Here is a 14795-nt window from a genome sequence, read left to right as displayed (position 1 = left end):
CCCGCACGGCGGAGGACGTTCCTCTGGAATCGTTCTCCGCCATGCGGGTTCTCGCGACGTGTGCCTTGTCCCTCGCGCTGCTGGGCGGCGCTTTCACTCCGTTCTCGGCGGCCCGGGCCGCTGCGCCGCCCGCCGGTGACCCGGTGGCGCTCGTCGACCCGCTGATCGGGTCGTCGAACGGCGGCAACACCTACCCCGGAGCCGTACGCCCCTTCGGGATGCTCTCCTTCAGCCCGACCTCCACGGCGGGCGACCAGACCAACACCGCCGCGTCGAACGGCTACTCCTACGACACCACACGGCTGCGCGGCTTCTCGCTGACCCATGTCAACGGCGCTGGCTGCCACCCCGGCGCCGCCGGGGACGTGCCGATCTTCCCGCACACCGGCGAGATGACCGGCTCGCCCACCGCGGACGTGACCGATGGGACGTACGCCTCGAACTTCAGCCACGCCGACGAGCTGGCCGAGCCGGGACGCTACCGGCTGGGTCTGGCCAACGGCGCCGAGGTAGACACCGCGGTGACCACCCGCGCGTCGGTCAGCGACCTGACCTTCCCGGCCGACAAGCCGGCCAACCTGCTCTTCCGCACCTCCAACTCGCTCAACGGCAGCGAGACCGCGGTGACCCGGATCGACGAGGCGAAGCGGACCGTCAGCGGCTCGGTGCTCACCGGCGCCTTCTGCGGCCGGCGCGGCAACGGCGGCGGGAGCAACAAGCGCTCCTACTACCGGCTCTACTTCACCGCACAGTTCGACCGCGGCTTCTCCGGCCACGGCACCTGGGTCAATGGCGAGCTCCAGCCGGGCAGCACCGAGGCGCGCGGCGGCGAGGGCTACGAGACCGGCGCGGCCCGCCAGGGGCAGGGCTCGGGCGGCTACGTCGCCTTCGACCCCAGCCGCGACCAGAGCGTCCGGATGCGGATCGGGATCTCCTACACCAGCCAGTCCGCGGCCGAAGCCAACCTGGCCGCCGAGATCGGGCGGCGCGACACCGTCTCGGCCGTCGCCTCGGACGCCAAGGCCGAGTGGCGCCGGGCGCTCTCCTCGATCGAGGTCTCCGGCGGCACCGACGAGGAGCAGACCGCCTTCTACACCGGCCTCTACCACTCCTACCTGCAGCCCAACGTGATCTCCGACGTGGCCGGCACCTACTGGGGCAGCGACCAGGAGGTCCACCGGATCGAGCGCGGCCAGCAGGCGCAGTACGGCAACTTCTCCGGCTGGGACCAGTACCGGGCCCACACCCAGCTGCTCGCGCTCCTGGAACCGCGCGTCGCCGGTGACTTCGCCCGGTCCCTGCACGCCTACTCCCGCCAGCACGGCGGCGTCTGGGACCGCTGGGTCCACCTCAGCGGCTGGACCCACGTGATGACCGGAGACCCGAGTGCGCCCACGCTGGCCGGCTTCTACTCGCTCGGGGTGCGCAACTTCGACGCTCGAGGCGCCTACGACTCCCTGGTCCGCCAGGCCACGGTGCCGCACCCCGACGGTCTGTCCAGCTACGGCTGCCCGGGGCAGTGCATCGGCCAGCGGCCGAACCTGGCTGACTACCTCGCGAAGGGCTACGCACCCCAGGACACCTGCCGCTGCTGGGGCGGCGCCGCCGAGACCCTCGAGGACGCCGTCGCCGACTACTCCCTCGCCGACTGGGGCCGGCGCCTCGATGCCGACCGGGCCGAGACCGACTCGCTGATGGACCGGGCCGGCTGGTGGCAGCACACCTTCAACCCAGCCGCGACGGCCACGGACGGCTACCAGCAGGCCCGCAACGCCGACGGGAGCTGGGTGCCCGGCTTCACCCCGTCGACCCAGACCGGCTTCGCGCAAGGGAGCAGCGCGACGTACACCTGGATGGTGCCGCACGACGTCGCCCGCTTGGCGGAGGCCGTCGGCGGGCGGGAGCGGGCGATCCAGCGGCTGGACGCGTTCTTCCACAAGGCCGACGGCTCCTGGCAGTACACCGGCGGCGACGCGCTGCGCTACGACCCGACCAACGAGCCCGGCATCCACGTCCCGTGGATGTACAACGCGCTCGGCGCCCCCTGGAAGACGCAGGAGACGGTGCGGGCGATGGCCGACCTCGCCTACGGCACCGGCCCACGAGGACTCCCCGGCAACGACGACCTCGGCACCATGTCGGCGTGGTACGTCTTCTCCGCGATGGGCATCTACCCGCAGGACCCCGCCCGCGCCGAGATGCTGCTCTCCAGCCCGATCTTCGAGCGGGTGGTGATCCACCGCGGCAACGGCGTCGACATCACCATCGAGTCCCCCGGCGCCGGCGCCGAGAACATCTACGTCCAGTCCGTCACCCTCGACGGCACCCCGCGCACCCGGTCGTGGCTCCCCGAGTCGGTGATGAACCGCGGCGGCACCGTCAGGATCGACGTCGGCCCCGAGCCGAACCGTGACTGGGGCACGGCGGACGCGGACCTGCCGATCTACCACACCAACTGACCTTGCACTTGATGCGAATTCATAATGCACTCATAATGAGTGCATGGCCTATCTGCAGATCCGCGACATCCCCGATGACGTACGCGACGTCCTCGCCCAGCGCGCGAAGGACCGTGGGCAGTCGCTGAACTCCTACCTTCGGGACGTCGTCCTCCGGGAGGCGTCGTTCGCCAACAACCAAGCCCTGATCGACCGCGTGATCGCCAGCAGGGGCGATTCTAAGTTCACCACCGAGGACGTGCTCGCCGCACGCGACACGGCTCGAGGCGAGCGCTCCCAGGGCGCCGCGTGATCGTCCCCGACGCTTCCGCAGTCACTCTTCTCTTCGCAGACCCCGACACCGACTCCCGGGTGAACGCGGCGACCAAGATCCTCGCCGACGACCCCGAATGGGTCGTCCCGGAGATCTGGCGCACCGAGGTGCTCAGTGTCTTTCGCGGACTCCTTCTGGGCGGCAAGCTCACCGACCTGGACGCCGAACAGGCGTTGCATTGGCTCCAGGCGATCACTGTGATCACCGCACCGACCGGCCCGTGCCTCACCCGAATGTGGGAACTGCGCAGCAACCTGTCGACCTACGACGCCAGCTACGTCGCAGTCGCCGAGTCACATGACCTCACCCTCGTCACCGCCGACGTACGCATCGCGAAAGCCGGTGTCGCGCAGTGCCCCGTGAGAACGATCAACTGACAGGTCCCAGTTTGCGGTCGCCGACTCACCACGCCGTGATGGGCCATGGGCTGCCGTGGGAGGGCACTCGTGGCAGGCTTTCGACGACTCGGTCGTGATGACAGTCAGCTGATCATCGGTCGTCCGACGACGCTGAGTTCTGGCCTCGATAAGTGGAGCGCAAGCACATGCTTCGGCGGTTCACGAGAGACGTGCCTGGATCACCGCGTGGGTCCCGTCGGTGCGCCAGCCAGGTTCGTGCGCTTCCAGGAGCGCGAGGCGATCGTCCGGGATACCGACGGCCAGGTCGGACTTCAGTGTCCGTAACGCCACCAGCGGCGCCGGGAAATGCTGGACGAGGTCGGTGAAGCTCGAGGTGGGCGCCCAGTGCCGGTCGCCGACGAGGCGTCGATAGTTGAGGTCTCCCTTGATGATCACGAGCTTGGACTCCCTGATCTCATCGGCGAGGTCGCCGGGGATGTCGTGGAAGGTCAACGGACTGCACCAGAAGGCATGGGTCCGGACCTCGATCCGTCCGACGGTGATCGCTGCCCTGAGCCGGGCTGCCATGTCGGCCGTTGCCCCGGTGTGGCTGCTGAGGTGAGCAAGGATCGTGAGGAGGTCATGGACGGTGGCGTCGGATACGAAGTGGGGCCGTGGCTTCAGGTGCATGACTACTCGTCCTGCCCGGCCTGTGCTCAGAAGGCGGTCGATGAGAAGGAGGTCAGAGACGAGTTCGCGGCCGGCGTTGTCGGCGATCAGGTCCACCCTTACCAGCTCACGCTCACCCAGATGAGCCCAGACCTGGTTCGAGTCATCGGCGATGAGGTCATCGACCTGATCGGCATCGGCAGCATGCGGCTTCGAGAGGCGGAACCCGAGGTCGGCTCGGTTGCCCCACAACGAGGCGAGCAGAGCACTGTGCAGCCCGTCATCCTCTGGAGCGGAGAGGACGCCAGCAAGCTGGTCCAGGTCACGAACAAGGTCGGCCGAGCCGAGCTCGGCGTCCTTCTGTGGTTTGAACGGGTCGACCCCGGCCCAAGGAACATCACGGAAGTAGTCGGTGGCCTGCAACAGAAGGCGATAGAAGTACGACTCCGCCCACAGGAACGGAACCTCGAGCCAGGTGTGACCCACGTACGGAGCTGCCCATGACTCCCACTCGGCTCGGTCCGCCGAGGGCTCGGTGAACGGTGGTACGACGCCCTGGATCACCTCATCAAGCCGGTCGAGGTTGCGCTGGACTGACGGTGGATACGGGATGCCCGACCTCACCTTCGCAATCAACTCCGGGTGTCGACGGGTCAGCACGCCATGGCCGAAGGATCCGGGCTCCTCGGAGTCGATCTCCTCAGCGGTCGCACTCTGGCCGATCCCCGCCATCAGACTTCTTCCATTCGTGACTTCCATTCGTGATCTGGCGGCTTCAGTTGCTGATCGCTGGGGCACGTCCAACGTACCCGTCGTCCTCGACCTGAGCGGCTGTGATCGCAGCGATATCTGCACGGGAGACGGGAAATCCGAGCCGGTCCGTGCCGAAGAAGCCGATGCGTACGCGGGGCTGCTTGGGCTTGTCCGTCGGCCGGATGAACCGGACGATCGTCCAGTCCAGGCCAGAGGACTTGATCTGGTCAGACATGCCGACCAGCTCCTCGTAGGCACGGGGAAGGAAGGTCCGGGCCAAGAAGCTGGTCAGCCGATTGACCGCGGTCGGTGACTCCTGCGGGTCGAGGATCGAAGGGGTGGCGTGACCGACGAAGCGGCGTACGCCATGGTTCTTCATCGAGGCGAGGATGTAGCCAGTGCCGGGAACCAGAGGTGTGCCGACGGCCCTGCGGTCCATGCTCGGGCCGAGCGTGGAGATGACGGCATCGGCGCCGGCGACCGCGGAGTCGACGGCCTCGGCATCGGACATCTCGCCGAGGACGACACGTACGTTGTCGGCCCAGGAGGCGGGGACCTTCTGGGGGTTGCGGGCGTAGGCGGTCACGGTGTGGCCGTGGTCCAGCAGCTCGGCCACGGTGAGTTGGCCGATGGCGCCGGTGGCGCCGAAGACGGTGATGTTCACGGGTCGTCTCTCCTCAGGCAGCTCAGAAGGCGTACGGCCCGAAGCGGCCCCACGCGACGACGGCCGCGACGACGAGGATCGCGGCATTGAAGGCGATCGCGCCCGGCTCGTTGCGGCGGCGGTGGACATTCATGGCGAGCACCATCACGACGGCCAGACCGGTCGCGGCCAGCGGGGTCAGGACGGGCAGGATGCCGAGGGCCGCGGGCAGGATCAGGCCGACCGCGGCCAACAGCTCCACGATGCCGATGAAGCGCACGGTGCCGGCCGAGTAGTCCTCGGCCCACGGCAGCTTCGCGGCGATCTTCTCCTTCGGCTGGGTCGCCTTCATCACCCCGGCCATCAGAAACATCGCGGCCAGCAGGGCCTGCAGGATCCACAGGAACACGTTCATGGTTCTTCTCTCTCGGAGTCGTATTAGTGGAGTGGGTACTCCGTTTCGTGGACCCTAACAGGGCAAGTGGAACATCTATTCCACATCAGTGGATAGGATGCCGCCATGCGTGCAGATGCCGAGAGGAACCGCGAGCGGGTGCTCGACGCCGCGCGCGAGCTCTTCGCCGAGCAGGGCCTGGATGCCTCGACCAACGAGGTCGCCCGCCGCGCCGGCGTCGGGGTGGCGACGCTCTTCCGCCGCTTCCCCACTCGCGACGACCTGGTCGGCGCGGTGTTCGCCGACAGGATGGCTGCCTACGTCGCGGCCACCGACGAGGCGCTGGCCGACCCGGATCCGTGGCGGGGGTTCTGCGGCTACATCGAGCGGGTGTGCCGGATGCAGGCCGACGACAGGGGATTCGCCGACGTGCTCACGCTCACCTTCCCCACTGCGAAAGCACTCGAGGACGACCGCAACCGCGCGGCCGAAGCACTCGGCGTACTGCTGGATCGCGCCAAGGCGAGTGGAAGGCTCCGGCAGGACTTCACCCACCAGGACGTGCCACTCATCCTGATGGCCAACGCGGGAGTGGTCAACGCGACCCGCAACGCGGCTCCGGACGCCTGGAAACGGCTGGTCGGCTTTCTCATCCAGGCCTTCGCCGCCGAGGCGGCGCAACCGCTTCCCGAGCCGCCCACGCCTCGGCAGATGTACCGCGCGCTGATGCGCCTGACCGACTGACCGGCGCGATCTGCGAAGATGCCGCCGTGAGCACCTCGACGCCATCACGCACCAACGCTCTTGACCGGTTCTTCCAGATCAGCGCCCGTGGCTCCACGGTCGGGCGCGAAGTCCGCGGCGGCGTGGTCACGTTCTTCACGATGGCCTACATCGTCGCGCTGAACCCGCTGATCCTCGGGTTCGCGGAGGACGTGAACGGCGACCTCCTCGGCGGCACCAGCGGCGACAACCTGGCCGCGATCGCGGCCGGAACCGCGCTGGTGGCGGGCGTGATGACGATCCTGATGGGCGTCGTCGCCAACTATCCCCTCGCCCTGGCGACCGGGCTCGGACTCAACGCCTTCGTGGCCTTCTCGATCGCCGGCCAGATGACCTGGGCCGACGCCATGGGGCTGGTGGTGATCGAGGGTCTGGTGATCCTCGTGCTGGTCCTGACCGGGTTCCGGGAGGCCGTCTTCCACGCCGTCCCGCGCGAGCTCAAGACCGCGATCTCGGTCGGTATCGGCCTGTTCATCGCGGTGATCGCGTTCGTCGATGCCGGGTTCGTACGCCGCATCCCCGACGCCGCGAACACCACCGTTCCGGTGCAGCTGGGCCCGACCGGGCAGCTCGCGGGCTGGCCGGTGCTGGTCTTCGTGATCGGCCTGGCCCTGGTGATCACCCTGTGGGTGCGCAAGGTGCGGGGCGCGATCCTGATCTCGATCGCCGCGACCACGGTGCTGGCCATCATCGTCGAGGCCATCGCGGACCTCGGCGCGAGCAGCGCCGAGAACCCGACCGGCTGGTCGCTCAACGTGCCGGCCATGCCGGACAAGATCGTCGACTGGCCCTCGTTCGCGACGCTGGGCGAGTTCAACCTGCTCGGCTCCTTCGAGAGCGTCGGCATCGTGACCGCGGTGCTGCTGATCTTCACGCTCATGCTCGCCGACTTCTTCGACACCATGGGGACAATGACCGCGATCGGCTCCGAGGCCGGGCTGCTGCGCAAGGACGGCACCCCGCCGCGTACGCGCTCGATCCTGGTCGTCGACTCGCTGGCCGCCGCCGCGGGTGGCGCCGGCGGTGTCTCCTCGAACACCTCCTACGTCGAGTCCGCCTCCGGCGTCGGCGAGGGCGCCCGCACCGGTCTGGCCGCGGTCGTCACCGGCGTGCTCTTCCTGCTGACCACCTTCCTGGCTCCGCTGGTCACGGTGATCCCGTCGGAGGCGGCGGTGCCGGCCCTGGTGCTGGTCGGCTTCCTGATGATGCAGCAGGTCAAGGACATCAACTGGGCCGATCCGGACATCGCCATCCCGGCGTTCCTGACGATCGCGCTGATGCCGTTCACCTACTCGATCTCGGTCGGCATCGGCGCCGGCTTCCTGGCCTACGTGCTCATCCAGGTCGTCCGCGGCAACGCCAAGAAGGTGCACCCGCTGATGTGGCTGGTCGCGGCCATGTTCGCCGTCTACTTCGCGATCCACCCGATCTCGAGCTGGATCGGCTGATGAGCGAGCGGGCGCCGGATCCGGCCACCCGGCAGCCGCTGCGCGAGGTGGTCGCGCGCGACATCCGTCGCAAGATCATGGCCGGCGAGCTGGCTCCCGGCGACCGGCTGCGTGAGCAGGCGCTGGCCACGGAGTACGGCGTCTCCCGAGTCCCGGCGCGGGAGGCGCTGCACGTGCTGGCCCAGGAGGGGTTCGTCGACACCGTCCCGCGACGCGGCGCGACGGTGGCGTTCCCCTCGGCACAGCGGACCCGGCAGCTCATGGTCATCCGGGAGAACCTCGAGGTCCTCGCGGCCGGGCTCGCGGCCCGGCGCCGTGGCGGCGACCAGGGCGAGGAGCTCACCGAGGTGCTCGAGCTCGGCACCCGGGCGACCGCCACCGGCGACTACGCCGCACTGCCGGAGCTGATCGCGCGGTTCCACGACGCCGTCGGGATCGCCTCGGGCAACGACGAGCTCGCCAAGATGACCCGGTCGCTGCGGATGCAGGTGCGCTGGGTCTTCGAGATGCAGCTCGAGGAGCGCTCGGGCCAGTCGTGGAAGCACCACCAGGAGATCGCCGAGGCGATCCTGGCCGGTGACCAGGAGCGGGCCGAGTCCTCGATGCGTGCCGATGTTACCCGTGACGCCGACCTGCTCGTCGACCTGCTGGTGGCCCGCGCGGAGCGCCAGCGCCCCTGACCTCGCCTTGAACCCGGCGTAACCAGACCGGCCGTCGTCTGAAACGGGGACGAAACCGCGCGCTGTTTGTATACAAGAATGATCGAACGGTATACGGAGCCGCCCGTGCTGGTGGCCGGCAACAGCGTCACCAGGTCGTTCCCCAACGGCACCACCGCGCTCGCCGAGGCGAGCTTCGAGATCCGCGCCGGTGAGTTCGTCTCCTTCGTCGGGCCCTCGGGCTGTGGCAAGTCGACGATGCTCCGCATGGTCGCCGGCCTCGACCTGCCCACCAGCGGCAGCGTCGAGCGTGGCGACGGCGAGGTCGGCTACGTCTTCCAGGACGCGACGTTGCTGCCGTGGCGTACGGCTCTGGGCAACGTGGTCCTCCCGCTGCGGCTCGCCGGGACGAGGAAGGCGGAGGCCGAGGAGCGGGCACGCGCGGCGCTCGAGGTCGTCGGGCTGGCTGCGTACGCGGACCATCGGCCGGCCCAGCTCTCGGGCGGGATGCGGATGCGGGTCTCGATCGCTCGCTCGCTGGTCCAGAGACCGGAGCTGTTCCTCTTCGACGAGCCGTTCGGCGCCCTCGACGAGATCACCCGCCAGGACCTCAACGGCCAGCTCGACACCCTGATGGCGACCGACCCGTTCACCGGGATCTTCGTGACCCACTCGGTCCCCGAGGCGGTCTTCCTCTCCGACCGGGTGCTGGTCTTCTCCTCCCAGCCGGGACGGATCGTCGCCGACCTCCGCATCGACCTGCCCCGGCCGCGCCCCGAGGGCCTGCGCTTCAGCAGCGACTACGCCGAGCTGTGCCGTCAGGTCTCCGACGCGCTCGCCGGCGCCCACCGCAGCACCGAGGAGGCGGCATGACCACGCTGGTCGAGACCAAGCCGGAGACCCGCGCGCTGACGACGGTCCCGTTCCTCCGCTTCGACCCGGGCCACGGCAGCCGGACCGTACGCTGGATCGCACCGGTCCTCACCCTGGTGGTCGTCCTCGGGGTGTGGACGCTGGTCAGCACCCAGCTCCTCTCCCCCACCCGCCAGTTCCTGCTGCCCTCGCCCTGGGAGGTGCTCGAGGCGGGCTTCTTGGAGCAGGCCGGCCGCACCGAGATCTTCACCGCGCTGTGGTCGACCACGAAGGTCGCCCTGGTGGGTCTGCTGCTGGCGATGGCGATCGGTGTCTTCTTCGCGATCGTGATGAGCCAGGCCCGCTGGGCTGAGGCGTCGTTCTACCCCTATGCCGTCATCCTGCAGACGATCCCGATCCTGGCGATGGTGCCGCTGCTCGGCTTCTGGTTCGGCTACGAGTTCACCTCACGGCTGGTCGTGTGCGTGCTGCACTCGCTGTTCCCGATCATCACCAACACGATGTTCGGCATCGCCTCGGTCGACGACAACCTGCACGACCAGTTCTCGCTCTTCCGCGCCTCGCGGTGGCAGCGGCTCATCCACCTGCAGCTGCCCGCCGCGCTCCCGGCCGCGCTCGCCGGCTTCCGGATCTCGGCCGGGATGGCTGTGGTCGGCTCGATCATCGCCGACTTCTTCTTCCGGCAGGGACAGCCCGGCATCGGCCGGCTGATCGACACCTACCGGCAGAGCCTCGACACCGATCTGATGATGGCCGCCCTGGCCGCCTCCTCGCTGGTCGGGATCGCCCTCTTCCTGCTCTTCGGCGCCATCCTGCGCGCCGTCGAGGCCCACCGTTCACCTCGCCGCTGACCCCCCACACTGGAGAGAACCCCATGACGTACGCCCGTTGGACCCGGATCACCGCAACCACCGCCCTGGCCGCGCTCGCGCTCACCGGATGCGGTACCAGCGAGGAGGCGATCGGCGACCCCGACGCCCCGAAGGGATCGCTCGCCGCAGTCTGCCCGTCGACCGTGGTCATCCAGACCGACTGGTACGCCACCCCCGAGCGCTCGCCCGCCTACAACCTGATCGGCCCCGACGGCGAGATCGACGTCGACAAGGGCGCCTACGTCGGCGAGATCGGCGACACCGGCGTCACCGCCGAGATCCGGCTCGGCGGGCCCTTCATCGGCGGCCAGCCGGTGACCGCCCAGATGTACACCGACGACACCATCGACCTCGGCGTGGTCGCGACCGACATCGCGATCCGCGACTACGAGAAGTTCCCCACCCGCGGGGTGTTCACGATGATGCAGAAGTCGCCGTTCATGGTGATGTTCGACCCGGTCAAGTTCCCAGAGGTCAAGACCTGGGACGACGTGAAGGCAACCGGCGCGCCGGTCCTGCACGCCCAGGGCGTCAGCTGGGTCGACTACCTGGTGCACGAGGGCCTCGTCGACGAGAAGCAGCTCGACGGCTCCTTCGACGGCAGCCCGAGCCGCTTCGTCGCCGACGACGGCGCGCTGTTCCAGCAGGGCTACGTCAGCAACGAGCCCTACCGCTGGGAGCACGACGTCGCCGAGTGGGCGAAGCCGACCGCCCACCTGATGCTCGACGACGCCGGCTACCAGGTCTACCAGCAGGCGTACGCGGTCCGGGCGGACGATGAGGAGACGCTGAGCCCGTGCCTGAAGGAGCTGGTGCCGCTGCTGCAGCAGTCGGAGATCGACTACCTGAAAGACCCGAAGCCGGTCAACGACACCCTGATCGAGATCGCCGACGCCATCAAGGACGGTCCCCCGATCACCCCCGGCGGCAACGAGAACTCGGTGAAGGTCCAGGTCGAGGCGGGGCTCGTCGCGAACGGCCCGGACGGCGCCTACGGCAGCTTCGACGTCGCGCGCGTCGACAGCGTGATCGAGACGATGACCGCGGTGCTGAAGGACGGCGGCAAGGACGTCCCGGAGATCACCGGCGACGAGCTGGTCACCAACGACTACATCGACCCCGAGATCAAGCGTTGACCCCACATCGAGCAAGCACTGTGATCGCTCGCATTCTCGGGGCCCGTACGTCCACCGGCCTGGTCGATCTCGGGATCGACGCCGGAATGATCTCCACGGTCTCCGGCCCGTCCCCCATCGGGCCGGAGACCGTGCTGGACGCCGCCGGCGCGGTCGTGATGCCCGCCTTCGTCGACGCTCATGTCCACCTCGACAAGGCACACCTGCTCGGCGCCGGTGGACTCGAGCCCACCGGCCCGGGCGTGGGCCCGGCGATCGCGCTGATGCAGGAGGTGCGGCGTACGCAGCCCGCGGCGATCGTCGAGGTCGGCGCCCGGCGGGGCGTGGAGTCGCTGGTGCGCCACGGGGTCGTGGCCGCGCGTGCGCACGTCGAGGTAGACGCCGACATCCGGCTCGACATGCTCGACCTGCACATCGCGCTGCGCGAGGAGAACGCCGCGCGGATCGACCTGCAGCTCTCGGTCTTCCCGCAGAACGGGCTCACCCGCGAGGTGACCGCGCTGATGAGCGCCGCGCTGCGGCACGGCGGCGGTGTCGTCGGCGGGTGTCCCTACGTCGACGACGACCAGGAGGCCCACCTCGACACCGTCTTCGGCCTGGCCGAGCGGTTCGGCCTCCCCGTCGACCTGCACCTCGACTTCGACGACGACCCGGCCGGGTCGATGGTCGCGGCCGTCGCCGAGCGCACCCGCGCCCTCGGCATGCAGGGCCAGGTCACCATCGGGCACGTCACCAAGCTGGCGGCGATGCCGGTGGACGAGCAGGAGGTGGCGTACGACCTGATGGCGGAGGCCGGGATCTCGCTGGTCGTCATGCCGGCGACCGACCTCTACCTCGGCGGTGCCGGCGAGCCCGGCAGCCGCAGCCTGGCTCCGCTGGAGCGTGCCCACGCTGCCGGGGTGCGGGTCGCGGTCTCGAACAACAACCTGCACAACGCCTTCTCGCCCTACGGCAACGGCAACCTGCTCCAGGCAGCGTGGACCGCCGGGCTGACCCGGCAGCTGGTCGGCCCTGAGATGCTGGATCTGCTCGTCGCCTCGATCACCGACCACCCGGCCGGGATCCTCGGACGGGCCCCGCACGGCACGACCGTCGGCGACGTCGCCGACCTGGTGGTCCTGGACACCGAGGACCCCCGTCTCGTCGCACTGCAGGTCCCATCCGTCCTGGCCTCGATCCGGTCCGGGGCGCTCGTGCACGAGCAACGAAGCATTCGTACGCAGACCATGGAGGTCACCTCATGACCGGCAGCAGGACACTTCGCAACGCCACCCTGGCGGACGGCTCCCGAGTCGATGTCTCGGTAGCCGACGGGAGGATCTCGGGGATCTCGCCCGCCTCGTCGGGGGCGGCCGGCGCAGACCTGGATCTCGGCGGCGCGCTCCTCCTGCCCGCCCTAGTCAACGGTCACGCCCATCTGGACAAGACCCTGGTCGGCTCCGGTTGGCAGCCGCACCGCCCCGGCACGACCGTCCGCGAGCGGGTCGCGGCCGAGCACACCCTGCGCGGCGAGGTCGGCGTGCCTGTGGTGGAGCGCGCTCGCGCGCTGGCGGAGCAGATGATCTCGTTCGGCACCGGGACGGCGCGTACGCACGTGGACATCGACCCCGAGGTCGGCCTGGCCGGGCTCGAAGCTGTCCTGGAGGTGCGCGAGGCGCTCCGTGACCGGCTGCGCATCGAGATCGTGGCTTTCCCGCAGAGCGGGATCACCACCTCGCCCGGCACCGAGAAGCTCCTCGACGAGGCGCTGGCCGCGGGCGCGGACGTCGTCGGCGGGCTCGACCCGGACGGCTTCGACGGCGACGCCGAGGCTCACCTCGACGTCGTCTTCGGGCTCGCCGCCCGGCACGGCGCCGGCGTGGACATCCACCTCCACGACCTGGGCGCGAGCGCCGTACGCCAGTACGAGCTGATCGCCGCCCGCACCCGCGCCGAGGGCCTGGGCGGAAAGGTGAACGTCAGCCACGCGTACGGCCTCGGCTCGATCCCCCTCCAAGAGGCCCGCCGGATAGGTGGGCTCTTCGCCGAGGCTGGCGTCTCGGTGCTGACCAACGGGCCGGCCGGGCCGATGCCGCCGGTGCTGGCGCTGCGCGAGGAGGGCGCCACGGTGCTCGCCGGCTCGGACAACATCCGCGACGCCTGGTGGCCCTACGGCGACGGTGACATGCTCGCCATCGCGCGCCAGGTCGCCTACCAGTCCGGGTTCCGGACCGACGAGACCCTGACGGTGGCGCTCGACCTGGTCACTGACGCGGCCGCACGGGCGCTCGGGCTGGAGGCGTACGGCATCGTCGTCGGCGCGCCTGCGGACCTGCTGGTCCTCGACGTTCCGACCCCCGCCGCGGCCATCGCCGCCAGCCCCACCTCGCGGACCGTTCTGCATGCCGGCGAGGTGGTGGCGACGCGCTTGGAGACCGTCGAGGTCAGCCCAGCATGTCCTTGACGAGCGGCACGACCTGGGTGCCGTAGAGCTCGATCGAGCCCATCAGGTCCTCGTGGCGCACCTGGCCCTGGTCGTACTTCAGGTCGAACCGGTCGACGCCGAGCACCTTGATGGTGCCGGCCAGCTTCCGGGCGACCGTCTCCGGCGAGCCGACGTAGAGCGACCCGCCCTCGATCTCGCGCTCGAAGTCGCCGGGCGAGGGCGGCGGCCAGCCGCGCTCACGGCCGATCTGGGTGCGCATGGCCAGCCAGCCCTCGTAGACCGTCTCGCGGGCCTGCTCGTCGGTCGCCGCGACGAACCCGGGCGAGTGGACGGCGACGCGCTTCCGCGGCACCCCGAACTCGTCCTGGGCGCGCTCGAAGAGATCGATGTAGGGCGCGAACCGGTCGGCCGGACCACCGATGATCGCCAGGAAGAGGCCGAAGCCGTGGCGAGCGGTGCGTACGACCGACTCCGGGCTCCCACCGACGCCGACCCATGCCGTCAGGCCGTTCTCGGTGCGCGGGAAGACCTCCTGGTCGGTGAGCGCTGCGCGAGTGCGGCCCTCCCAGGTGACCTTCTCCTCCTTGAGCAGGGCGGCGAGCAGCTCGAGCCGCTCCTCGAAGAGCTCCTCGTAGTCGGCGAGGTCGAAGCCGAACAGCGGGAACGACTCGGTGAACGATCCGCGTCCGGCGACGATCTCCGCGCGGCCCTGCGAGACCGCGTCGAGAGTGGCGAACCGCTCGAAGACCCGCACCGGGTCGTCGGAGCTGAGTACGGTCACCGCGGAGCCGAGCCGCAGTCGCTCGGTGCGGGAGGCGACCGCGGCGAGCACCATCTCCGGGCTGGAGACGGCGAAGTCGCGGCGGTGGTGCTCGCCCACGCCGAAGAAGTCGAGCCCGACCTGGTCGGCGAGCACACCCTCTTCGACGATGTTCCGGATCACCTGCGCGTGGTGCTGCGGCATGCCCTCGGCGTCGCGGGTGACCCCGCCGAAGGTGTCCAGGCCGAACTCGATGTCAGTCACGCCTGT

The 14795-nt window shown here is 69.6% G+C and carries 15 protein-coding genes; 11 read left to right on the top strand and 4 right to left on the bottom strand.

Annotated elements, in window-relative coordinates:
* The first annotated feature begins 41 nt into the window (after positions 1 to 41).
* The 3 genes from OH802_RS15345 to OH802_RS15335 are packed head-to-tail and all read left to right on the top strand — an operon-like array spanning position 42 to position 3149.
* Positions 42 to 2459: a GH92 family glycosyl hydrolase gene (locus OH802_RS15345; RefSeq protein WP_406019794.1), complete on the top strand. Its 2418-nt coding sequence runs from the start codon at positions 42 to 44 to the stop codon at positions 2457 to 2459.
* Positions 2460 to 2502: 43 nt separating this feature from the next.
* Positions 2503 to 2751, top strand: coding sequence for a FitA-like ribbon-helix-helix domain-containing protein (locus OH802_RS15340; protein WP_331907837.1), 249 nt, complete (start codon positions 2503 to 2505; stop codon positions 2749 to 2751).
* Complete coding sequence (locus OH802_RS15335; RefSeq protein ID WP_406019791.1) at positions 2748 to 3149, top strand: type II toxin-antitoxin system VapC family toxin; 402 nt, start codon at positions 2748 to 2750, stop codon at positions 3147 to 3149. Before OH802_RS15340 ends, OH802_RS15335 begins: the two co-directional genes overlap by 4 nt.
* Before the next feature lie 180 nt (positions 3150 to 3329).
* Here OH802_RS15335 and OH802_RS15330 read toward each other — a convergent pair whose 3' ends face one another.
* From OH802_RS15330 to OH802_RS15320, 3 genes are read right to left on the bottom strand one after another with little or no spacing between them, the layout of a single operon-like run.
* Positions 3330 to 4511: a damage-control phosphatase ARMT1 family protein gene (locus OH802_RS15330; protein WP_406019789.1), complete on the bottom strand. Its 1182-nt coding sequence runs from the start codon at positions 4509 to 4511 to the stop codon at positions 3330 to 3332.
* Positions 4512 to 4554: 43 nt separating this feature from the next.
* Entirely contained in the window at positions 4555 to 5196 is a 642-nt protein-coding gene (locus tag OH802_RS15325) for an NAD(P)-dependent oxidoreductase (protein WP_406019787.1), read from the bottom strand.
* Between the two features lie 22 nt (positions 5197 to 5218).
* The gene (locus tag OH802_RS15320; RefSeq protein ID WP_406019785.1) at positions 5219 to 5590 is read right to left on the bottom strand and encodes a DoxX family protein; all 372 of its coding nucleotides are present in this window, start codon (positions 5588 to 5590) and stop codon (positions 5219 to 5221) included.
* Between the two features lie 105 nt (positions 5591 to 5695).
* Here OH802_RS15320 and OH802_RS15315 point away from each other — a divergent pair, with 105 nt between their 5' ends.
* The 8 genes from OH802_RS15315 (at position 5696) to OH802_RS15280 (ending at position 13783) form a co-directional block, all read left to right on the top strand.
* Positions 5696 to 6313 carry a TetR/AcrR family transcriptional regulator gene (locus tag OH802_RS15315; protein WP_406019783.1) on the top strand — a complete coding sequence of 206 codons (618 nt, stop codon included), beginning with the start codon at positions 5696 to 5698 and terminating at the stop codon, positions 6311 to 6313.
* A 26-nt stretch (positions 6314 to 6339) separates the two neighbouring features.
* Complete coding sequence (locus OH802_RS15310; protein ID WP_406019781.1) at positions 6340 to 7800, top strand: NCS2 family permease; 1461 nt, start codon at positions 6340 to 6342, stop codon at positions 7798 to 7800.
* Positions 7800 to 8480: a GntR family transcriptional regulator gene (locus OH802_RS15305; RefSeq protein ID WP_406019779.1), complete on the top strand. Its 681-nt coding sequence runs from the start codon at positions 7800 to 7802 to the stop codon at positions 8478 to 8480. Before OH802_RS15310 ends, OH802_RS15305 begins: the two co-directional genes overlap by 1 nt.
* A gap of 78 nt (positions 8481 to 8558) precedes the next feature.
* The gene (locus OH802_RS15300) at positions 8559 to 9332 is read left to right on the top strand and encodes an ABC transporter ATP-binding protein (protein WP_406019777.1); all 774 of its coding nucleotides are present in this window, start codon (positions 8559 to 8561) and stop codon (positions 9330 to 9332) included.
* Entirely contained in the window at positions 9329 to 10183 is an 855-nt protein-coding gene (locus OH802_RS15295; RefSeq protein WP_406019775.1) for an ABC transporter permease, read from the top strand. The genes OH802_RS15300 and OH802_RS15295 overlap by 4 nt, the downstream gene beginning before the upstream one ends.
* Before the next feature lie 23 nt (positions 10184 to 10206).
* A complete protein-coding gene (locus OH802_RS15290) occupies positions 10207 to 11340 on the top strand; it encodes a hypothetical protein (RefSeq protein ID WP_406019773.1) in 1134 nt (377 codons plus the stop codon).
* Positions 11341 to 11360: 20 nt separating this feature from the next.
* Positions 11361 to 12584: an amidohydrolase family protein gene (locus OH802_RS15285; protein ID WP_406019771.1), complete on the top strand. Its 1224-nt coding sequence runs from the start codon at positions 11361 to 11363 to the stop codon at positions 12582 to 12584.
* Positions 12581 to 13783, top strand: a complete 1203-nt coding sequence (locus OH802_RS15280; RefSeq protein WP_406019769.1) for an amidohydrolase — start codon at positions 12581 to 12583, stop codon at positions 13781 to 13783. The genes OH802_RS15285 and OH802_RS15280 overlap by 4 nt, the downstream gene beginning before the upstream one ends.
* Here OH802_RS15280 and OH802_RS15275 read toward each other — a convergent pair.
* Positions 13764 to 14789: an Atu2307/SP_0267 family LLM class monooxygenase gene (locus tag OH802_RS15275; protein WP_406019767.1), complete on the bottom strand. Its 1026-nt coding sequence runs from the start codon at positions 14787 to 14789 to the stop codon at positions 13764 to 13766. The genes OH802_RS15280 and OH802_RS15275 overlap by 20 nt on opposite strands.
* Positions 14790 to 14795: the final 6 nt, after the last annotated feature.

It is taken from the genome of Nocardioides sp. NBC_00850 (assembly GCF_045207335.1).
Lineage (GTDB): Bacteria > Actinomycetota > Actinomycetes > Propionibacteriales > Nocardioidaceae > Nocardioides.
The sequence above is the reverse complement of the archived record's forward strand: the minus strand, read 5'-3'. Positions and strand labels throughout refer to the sequence as shown.

What these genes read in the sequence shown, in the direction of transcription:
- OH802_RS15320 (WP_406019785.1), bottom strand. Translation starts at nt 5,590, where the DNA reads ATGAACGTGTTCCTGTGGATCCTGCAGGCCCTGCTGGCCGCGATGTTT.
- OH802_RS15330 (WP_406019789.1), bottom strand. Translation starts at nt 4,511, where the DNA reads ATGGCGGGGATCGGCCAGAGTGCGACCGCTGAGGAGATCGACTCCGAG.
- OH802_RS15280 (WP_406019769.1), top strand. Translation starts at nt 12,581, where the DNA reads ATGACCGGCAGCAGGACACTTCGCAACGCCACCCTGGCGGACGGCTCC.
- OH802_RS15315 (WP_406019783.1), top strand. Translation starts at nt 5,696, where the DNA reads ATGCGTGCAGATGCCGAGAGGAACCGCGAGCGGGTGCTCGACGCCGCG.
- OH802_RS15345 (WP_406019794.1), top strand. Translation starts at nt 42, where the DNA reads ATGCGGGTTCTCGCGACGTGTGCCTTGTCCCTCGCGCTGCTGGGCGGC.
- OH802_RS15290 (WP_406019773.1), top strand. Translation starts at nt 10,207, where the DNA reads ATGACGTACGCCCGTTGGACCCGGATCACCGCAACCACCGCCCTGGCC.
- OH802_RS15340 (WP_331907837.1), top strand. Translation starts at nt 2,503, where the DNA reads ATGGCCTATCTGCAGATCCGCGACATCCCCGATGACGTACGCGACGTC.
- OH802_RS15295 (WP_406019775.1), top strand. Translation starts at nt 9,329, where the DNA reads ATGACCACGCTGGTCGAGACCAAGCCGGAGACCCGCGCGCTGACGACG.
- OH802_RS15305 (WP_406019779.1), top strand. Translation starts at nt 7,800, where the DNA reads ATGAGCGAGCGGGCGCCGGATCCGGCCACCCGGCAGCCGCTGCGCGAG.
- OH802_RS15300 (WP_406019777.1), top strand. Translation starts at nt 8,559, where the DNA reads ATGATCGAACGGTATACGGAGCCGCCCGTGCTGGTGGCCGGCAACAGC.